6 protein-coding genes and 1 tRNA gene are annotated in these 7194 nt (G+C 47.1%); 6 read left to right on the top strand and 1 reads right to left on the bottom strand.

The annotated features are described in order from the left end of the window. Positions 1-330: 330 nt before the first annotated feature. Positions 331-402: transfer RNA gene (locus PHG53_09950), tRNA-Gly, on the bottom strand. Between the two features lie 229 nt (positions 403-631). Between PHG53_09950 and PHG53_09945 the strand changes: the two genes are divergently transcribed. From PHG53_09945 to PHG53_09920, 6 genes are all read left to right on the top strand, one after another. Continuing rightward, positions 632-1675, top strand: coding sequence for a 4Fe-4S dicluster domain-containing protein (locus PHG53_09945; GenBank protein MDD5381940.1), 1044 nt, complete (start codon positions 632-634; stop codon positions 1673-1675). 10 nt (positions 1676-1685) lie between these two features. Continuing rightward, entirely contained in the window at positions 1686-2525 is an 840-nt protein-coding gene (locus PHG53_09940; GenBank protein ID MDD5381939.1) for an FAD/NAD(P)-binding protein, read from the top strand. A gap of 2 nt (positions 2526-2527) precedes the next feature. After that, on the top strand, positions 2528-3277 hold the full coding sequence (locus PHG53_09935; GenBank protein MDD5381938.1) for a hypothetical protein: 750 nt from the start codon (positions 2528-2530) through the stop codon (positions 3275-3277). Continuing rightward, positions 3270-4580 (top strand): Ni/Fe hydrogenase subunit alpha, encoded by a 1311-nt coding sequence (locus PHG53_09930; protein ID MDD5381937.1) that lies wholly within the window; start codon positions 3270-3272, stop codon positions 4578-4580. The genes PHG53_09935 and PHG53_09930 overlap by 8 nt, the downstream gene beginning before the upstream one ends. A 7-nt stretch (positions 4581-4587) precedes the next feature. Beyond that, positions 4588-5064: a HyaD/HybD family hydrogenase maturation endopeptidase gene (locus PHG53_09925; GenBank protein ID MDD5381936.1), complete on the top strand. Its 477-nt coding sequence runs from the start codon at positions 4588-4590 to the stop codon at positions 5062-5064. A 109-nt stretch (positions 5065-5173) separates the two neighbouring features. Next, positions 5174-7165, top strand: coding sequence for a DUF4954 family protein (locus PHG53_09920; GenBank protein ID MDD5381935.1), 1992 nt, complete (start codon positions 5174-5176; stop codon positions 7163-7165). Positions 7166-7194 lie beyond the last annotated feature (29 nt).

Raw genomic sequence — 7194 nt, 5'->3', positions numbered from 1 at the left:
GACCCTCCTTCAAGACCTTTTCGTCCAGAAATTCAACGGGGAACGTGCAGTGCTGCCAAGTGCCAAGAAGGTCGACGAATTTCAGGTCCGCCATCTTCGCATTGTTCTTCTTTGCGAATTCAAAAAACTCTTTAGGTGTCATTGGATTTCTCCTTTTTTACAAACATATCCATATTTTATAACTGCTGTATTGCTGCAACATCTTATATGAAATTGCCGTAAGTTACAACATAGAAAAGAAGGCACACCACTATATATTGCGGTACAGCAGCGAAAGAGAGGAAAAGAATCAAGGTGATATTTGCCGCAACTGCCTGTGACAAAAGGAAAAGCGGGCGAGCGGATTCGAACCGCCGACGTCCAGCTTGGGAAGCTGACATTCTACCACTGAATTACGCCCGCGAAACAGCAATGCAGGCATTATAAAGCACCTGCAACAAGATTGTCAAATTCATTTAAACAAGGCTGAATCTTCTTGACAGATACAGCAAAAATTTATAAACTGTTTCGTTTTAACCTGTTGACGTAAACCTAAGTATCGAATGCAGCGAACACGGGCGGTAAACAACCGATGTCTGAACAGAAAAAATCCTGCTAAAATTGCTCTCAGACATTTTAACTGAGGTCGAAAATGAATGTTAAGAAAATCTCCAAGAGCGCTTTTACAAGCTTCGTTGATGAGCTTATCAGCAAGCAAAAAGTGATAGGCGCCCAGGCCAAAGGCGACCGTTTTGAATTCGAGCAGCTTGAATCAGCTAACCAGCTTCGGCTGGATTATGATGTGACCCTTCGGCCTCCCAACAGAAAGTATTTCCTGCCGCCGGTTGAAACGCTTCTTACATACGAGGTCGGCGGCAGCTATCAGTCGGTATCAGACAGCACTGAATTTATCCTCTTGGGCATCCATCCTTATGATTTAGAGGCGTTAAACCAGATGGACCTGATTTTCGAACAGGACAACTGCGACAGCCACTATATGAAAAGACGTAACAACGCCACGATAATCGCCTGTGACGTCGTAACGCCTTCGCGAGATGTTTTTGCCGCGTCGATGGGTACAGCCACGGTCAAGAGCGGATTCGACGTACTGCTTACGGACATCGGCGATTCATATTTGATGGAAAGCGGCTCGCCTAAAGGCGACAAACTACTGGCAAAGGCAAAAGGCACAGCTGATGCCACAGCAGAAGACCTCGAAAAAAGACAAAAAGTCTGGAATGAAAACCAGAACCGGCTCAACAAGCACAAACTGAACTGTGACTATTCATATCTTCACAAGCTGCTTGAAAGAGCATACAGCCATCCGGTATGGGAAGAAAAGGCAAAGACGTGTTTCAGCTGCGGCTCGTGCAACCAGGTATGTCCAACCTGTTACTGTTTTAACGTTCAGGATGACGTGAACTGGGACTTCGTAAAAGGGAAGAGGCAGCGAGCGTGGGACGGCTGTCTGCTCGATGGTTTTACCAAGGTAGCAGGCGAACATGAGTTTAGAAAAAAACGTGCAGACCGCTTCAGACACCGGCTTTACCGAAAAGGCAAATACGTGCCGGAGAAGATAAGCAGTAAAATCCCAGCGTGCGTTGGCTGCGGACGATGCGTGCACGCGTGTCTGCCCGATATTGCAAATCCCGTCAATGTCTATAATAGACTCTTTGACGACTTGGGGTTGAGATAGGAGCTTTCTGATGGTTAAGCAAAGCACAATTGAGAAAGACATTTATCTGCCTAGATTGGCTGCTGTTAAGCAAGCCGATTTATTGAATGAGACCGAGCTTTACCTGCAGCTTGCGATGGATGGCGAGCAGTTGGATTATGTTCCGGGACAGTTTGTCGAGGTATCACTGGCCGGGGTGGGTGAAGCACCGATTACAATTTCTTCATCGCCGACCCAAAAGGGCTATTTCGAACTTGTTGTCCGCAAAGTCGGCAACGTTACCAACGCCATTCACAAGCTCAAGACCGGCAATAAAATCGGCATTCGCGGGCCTTTCGGCAAAGGCGTTTATCCAGTAGAAGAATCAAAAGGCAGGGGTATCGTCTTTATTTGCGGCGGAATAGGCCTCGTGCCTCAACGCTCATTTATAAACTATGTACTGGACAACCGTGACGATTACGGAGATGTAACGATACTTTTGGGGACCAAATGTCAGTCACAGCGATTTCTTACCGATGAGCTGCAGTCGTGGAGTAAAAGAAGCGATGTTCAGTTTCTGGAGACGGTTGACCAGGGTGATGACTGCTGGAAAGGCAATGTGGGCGTTGTCACGACGCTGATTCCCAAAATAGAGTCCAAGCTTAAATCAGCCGTAGTTACGATTTGCGGGCCGCCGATTATGTACAAGTTCGTACTGATGGCGCTTCAGGAATACAATTTGCAGCATGAAGATATATATCTGAACCTTGAGCGTAAAATGAAATGCGGTGTCGGAAAGTGCGGTCACTGTCAAATTAACCACGTTTACGCTTGTATGGATGGACCCGTGTTTAGGTATTCAGATTTGGCTGCTATGCCGGAGGCAATATAATTATGGGTAAACCAAGAGTTGCCATCTTCGATTTCGCCTGCTGCGAGGGCTGCCAATTGCAGATTGTCAATCTCGAAGAAGAGCTGCTCGACCTTATAGGCGCAGTTGACGTGGTCGAGTGGCGCGAGGCCCTCAGTGAACAAAGCACGGAGTACGACATAGCCATTATTGAAGGTTCAATTACAAGGCCAGAAGATGAAAAACGTCTTGAGATTATAAGGACGAGAGCGAAGATACTAATTGCTCTCGGCGCCTGTGCTACAATCGGCGGGGTAAACAAGCTCAAGAATAACTTCGAGATGCAGGATGTCAAACGCTGCGTATACGGCAAAGCAGCAGATATGCCTCATCTTGACACCACACCAACAAAGGCCGTGGACGAAGTCGTAAAGGTTGATTACAAAATCCACGGCTGTCCAATAGACAGAAAAGAATTCACTTATATAATCCGCTGCCTGCTTATGGGCAAGCGACCGGAGATACCGGATTACCCCGTTTGCGTCGAATGTAAGGCCAAGGGCAATCCCTGCCTGTGGGAATACGAGCAAGTCTGTCTTGGGCCGATTATAAGGGCCGGCTGCGGGGCGAGATGCCCATCGTCCGGTTTCAGGTGTTTCGGCTGCCGCGGGTATGTTGACAATCCGAATGTGAATGCGGCAAAAGACGTCATCGAAAAATACGGCTTAACTTTGGATGTTTTGAAGAGCAAAATGGTTCTTTTTGGAAGTACTCAGGGGCCTACAAATGCATAACGATATGAACATAAACGTTCATCATATAACACGCGTCGAGGGGCACGGGAACATTGTCGTAAATGTAACCAACGGCAGGATTGAAAAGCTGCAGTGGCAGGTGCCCGAAGCCCCGCGGTTCTTTGAAGCAATGGTCAGAGGCCAAAGCTATGAGGATATTCAAACAATAGTTTCCCGGATATGCGGTATTTGCTCGATTACACACTCGCTGGCCGCGACAAAAGCGGTCGAAAGCGCGCTCGGCTTGAAGGTCTCGGAGCAAGCCGACAAGCTTCGCATATTAATGCATTATTCAGAGCAACTGCAGAGTCATACACTCCATATCGGATATCTCGCAGCACCTGATTTCTTCGGTGCGCCTTCCGTGGTGCCGCTGGTTTCCAGAGCGATAGATGTAGTCAAGACTATAGTAAGAGCCCACAGAGTCGCTAATGAATGGTCCGACCTGCTCGCAGGCAGAACGACGCACCCTGTTACACTCATACCAGGAGGGCTTACACGAACACCGGCCGAGAAACAACTGCGGCAGTTACAGAAGACGCTGAAAGACACAATACCCGACCTGAAAGTGATAGCAGATGTGGTTTTGAGCGTTGCAGGGAATATACCAAAATTCGAGCGCCAGACAGAATACGTATCGCTTAAGCAAACCAATCCGCCGACATACACGTTCTATCACGGCGGCATCACGTCCGACGACAACGGCGGCAAGGTCGTTCCGATAGAGAAATGGCACAATGTTGCAAATGAGTATATTGTTGAACAATCAACCGCCAAGTGGGCGAAGTGGCACCGGGATTCTTACGCCGTGGGAGCGCTGGCCCGCTTTAATAACAACAGCGAGCTTCTTTCGCCGATGGGCAAAGAGGCGGCAAAGATGTTCGACCTGAAAAAGGGCTGCTGCAACCCATTTATGAACACGGTCGCACAGCTTGTTGAGTGCTTTCATATTGTTGAGACAAGTATCACGATGATAGACGAGCTGCTTACAAAAGGACTCAAAGCTGAAAAGGTTACCAGTTCGCCGAAAGCCGGAAAAGGCGCCGGCTGTGTCGAGGCGCCGCGCGGCATCTTGTTCCATGAATACGAATTCGACAAAAAGGGCAATTGTATCGCTGCCGATATTTGCATCCCGACCAACCAGAACCACGCTAATATACAAAAGGACTTCGAAAAGCTTGTGCCTGAAATAATTAACGAGAGCGAGGACTCCGTCAGACTGAAGCTCGAAATGCTTGTTCGCTCTTATGACCCGTGTATTTCCTGCTCAACTCACATGCTGAATGTGGAATTTGTCAAATAAGCCGCAAATGAAAAAAGCTGTGATTGTAATCGGACTGGGTAATACGCTCATGTCGGACGAGGGCGTAGGTGTGCGGGTTGTGCAAAAGCTTTTGGATTTCGCCGATAGCTTTCCTCAGATTAATTTCGTAGACGCAGGGACAGGGGGAATGTCTATCCTGCATCTCATCGACGAAAGAGATAAAGCATTTTTTATCGATTGTGCAAAAATGGGGAAAGAGCCGGGGGACATAAAAAAATTTACCCCCCAGGAGATTAAAAGCATTAAGGCACTATCACACCAGTCGCTCCACGAAGTTGACCTTATTAAAATAATTAATATGGCAGATAAGCTCGGCCAATGTCCTGCCGAGATAATAATCTTCGGTATCGAACCTCAATCCGTCAAACCCGGCTGCGAACTCAGTAAAACAGTCTCTGACAGGTTAGACGAGTATGTCAACACGATTCATAAAGAGCTTTTGAAAATTATATCCAGCCCATAGCAGGAAACTCCACAGAACCAATCTCCCGCAACGAAGTTAATTCATTGACTTGTTCATCAAAAAAGGGTAAACTTCGAACAACAGTTGCTTGAGTTAAAAGGAGTGCAATATGGCATCGGAATACCGCGCACTATCTAAAACCGAAATTACTCAGCTGCAAGAGCAAGGATGCACTTGCTCGGATTGGGCAAGTATTAAAGTTGCACAAAGCTTCGACCCTGCAAGAGTAAGATTCACACATTTTTCCGGCAAGGTTGAAATAGGCGAGCTTAAGGAAACAATAACCTTTCACGGCGGAATGAAGAAGCCGGCAGGTATTAATCAGGCAGCAATCCACAACTGCAAAATCGGAAACAATGTTTATATTAACAACATTAACACTTACATAGCCAATTACATAATCGAGGACAATGTAGTCATTGACAATGTTGATTTGCTGGAAGTTGAGCAGGAGAGCTCATTCGGTAACGGAACCGAAGTTGCCGTTGTCAATGAGGCCGGCGGCAGGGAGATACCGATTTACGACCATTTGTCTGCTCATACCGCTTATGTGATAGCTTTTTACAGGCACAGGCCGAAAGTAATTGAAAATCTGCGGAAAATGATTGCCGGCTATACCAAATCTGTAACTTCATCTATGGGCCTGTTGGCAAAAGGCGCTAATATTATCAACTGCAGAATTATCAAAAATGTCAAAGTGGGTACTGTGACTGTAATCGAGGGCGCAAGCAGGCTGGAAAACGGCTCAATCAATAGCTGCCCGGAAGCCCCTGTCTATATTGGCCCCGGTGTTTTCGCAGAGGATTTCATCGTCTGCTCCGGTTCGAAGATCAGTGACGGCGCTATCATTTCTAAATGCTTCGTAGGGCAGAGCACGGAACTGGCCAAACAATATTCAGCGGAAAACTCGGTGTTCTTCGCCAATTGCGGCGGTTTTCACGGCGAGGCCTGCTCCATATTTGCCGGGCCATATACTGTTACACATCATAAATCGACACTGCTGATTGCGGGGTTGTTTTCTTTCCTGAACGCCGGCAGCGGAACAAATCAAAGCAATCATATGTACAAACTCGGGCCGGTCCACCAGGGTATTGTCGAACGCGGCTCCAAGACAGCCAGCGACTCATATATGCTCTGGCCGGCAAAGGTCGGGGCTTTTACCGTTGTAATGGGCAGACACTACAGAAATTCTGATACCTCGGACCTGCCTTTCTCATACCTTATTGAGCACGAAGATGAAAGTATTCTTGTCCCCGGTGTGAATTTACGAAGCGTAGGGACCGTCCGAGACGCTCGAAAATGGCCAAAACGAGACAAACGAAAAGACCCCAAGAAGCTCGATTACATAAATTTCAAGCTTTTAAGCCCATATACAATTCAAAAAATGCTCAACGGTTGCAAACTGCTCACAAATCTTAAATCGACCTCCGGCACGACCAGCGATTACTTCACCTATCACAGCTGCAAGATTAAAAGCTCGTCGCTGGATAGCGGTATTAAATTGTACCAGATTGGTATCGACAAGTTCCTGGGCAACTGCCTGATTAAACGACTGGAAGGCAAGCAGCTTAATAACATCGGAGACCTTCAAGCTGCTCTGTCGCCGGAAACCGGCACAGGAACTGGCAAATGGCTGGATTTAGCCGGGCTGTTTGCGCCTGAAGAATGCATTGAAAAAATGCTCAACGACATTGAAAACGACAGTATCAGCACACTGGAGCAGGTAACAGAGGTTTTCCGGTCGATACACGAAGATTATCCCAAGTATGAATGGGCCTGGGCGACAGGTGTGCTGCAGCAGCGACTTGGTAAAAACATCGATAAAATAACAGCAGCCGATATTATTGAACTGACAACGAAATGGAAAGAAGCCGTGGTGGGACTTGACCACAAACTTTACGCTGATGCAAAAAAAGAATTTACCGACACCGCTCAAACCGGATACGGCCTCGATGGCGACGAACAAACAAAACGCGGCGATTTCGCACGTGTCAGGGGCGTGTTTGAAAAAGACAGTTTCGTCTCTGAAATTGAAAAACATATAGCAGAAAAAACAAAGCTCGGTGATGAGCTTATCAGCCGAATGGAAAAACTGAGTTAATTTTAATCACATTCGAATAAGGAGCCGTG

Source organism: Phycisphaerae bacterium, from assembly GCA_028714855.1.
In the GTDB taxonomy this organism is placed as follows: Bacteria; Planctomycetota; Phycisphaerae; order Sedimentisphaerales; family Anaerobacaceae; genus CAIYOL01.
Note: the sequence above shows the minus strand (reverse complement) of the source record. Positions and strands in the feature narration are given on the sequence as shown.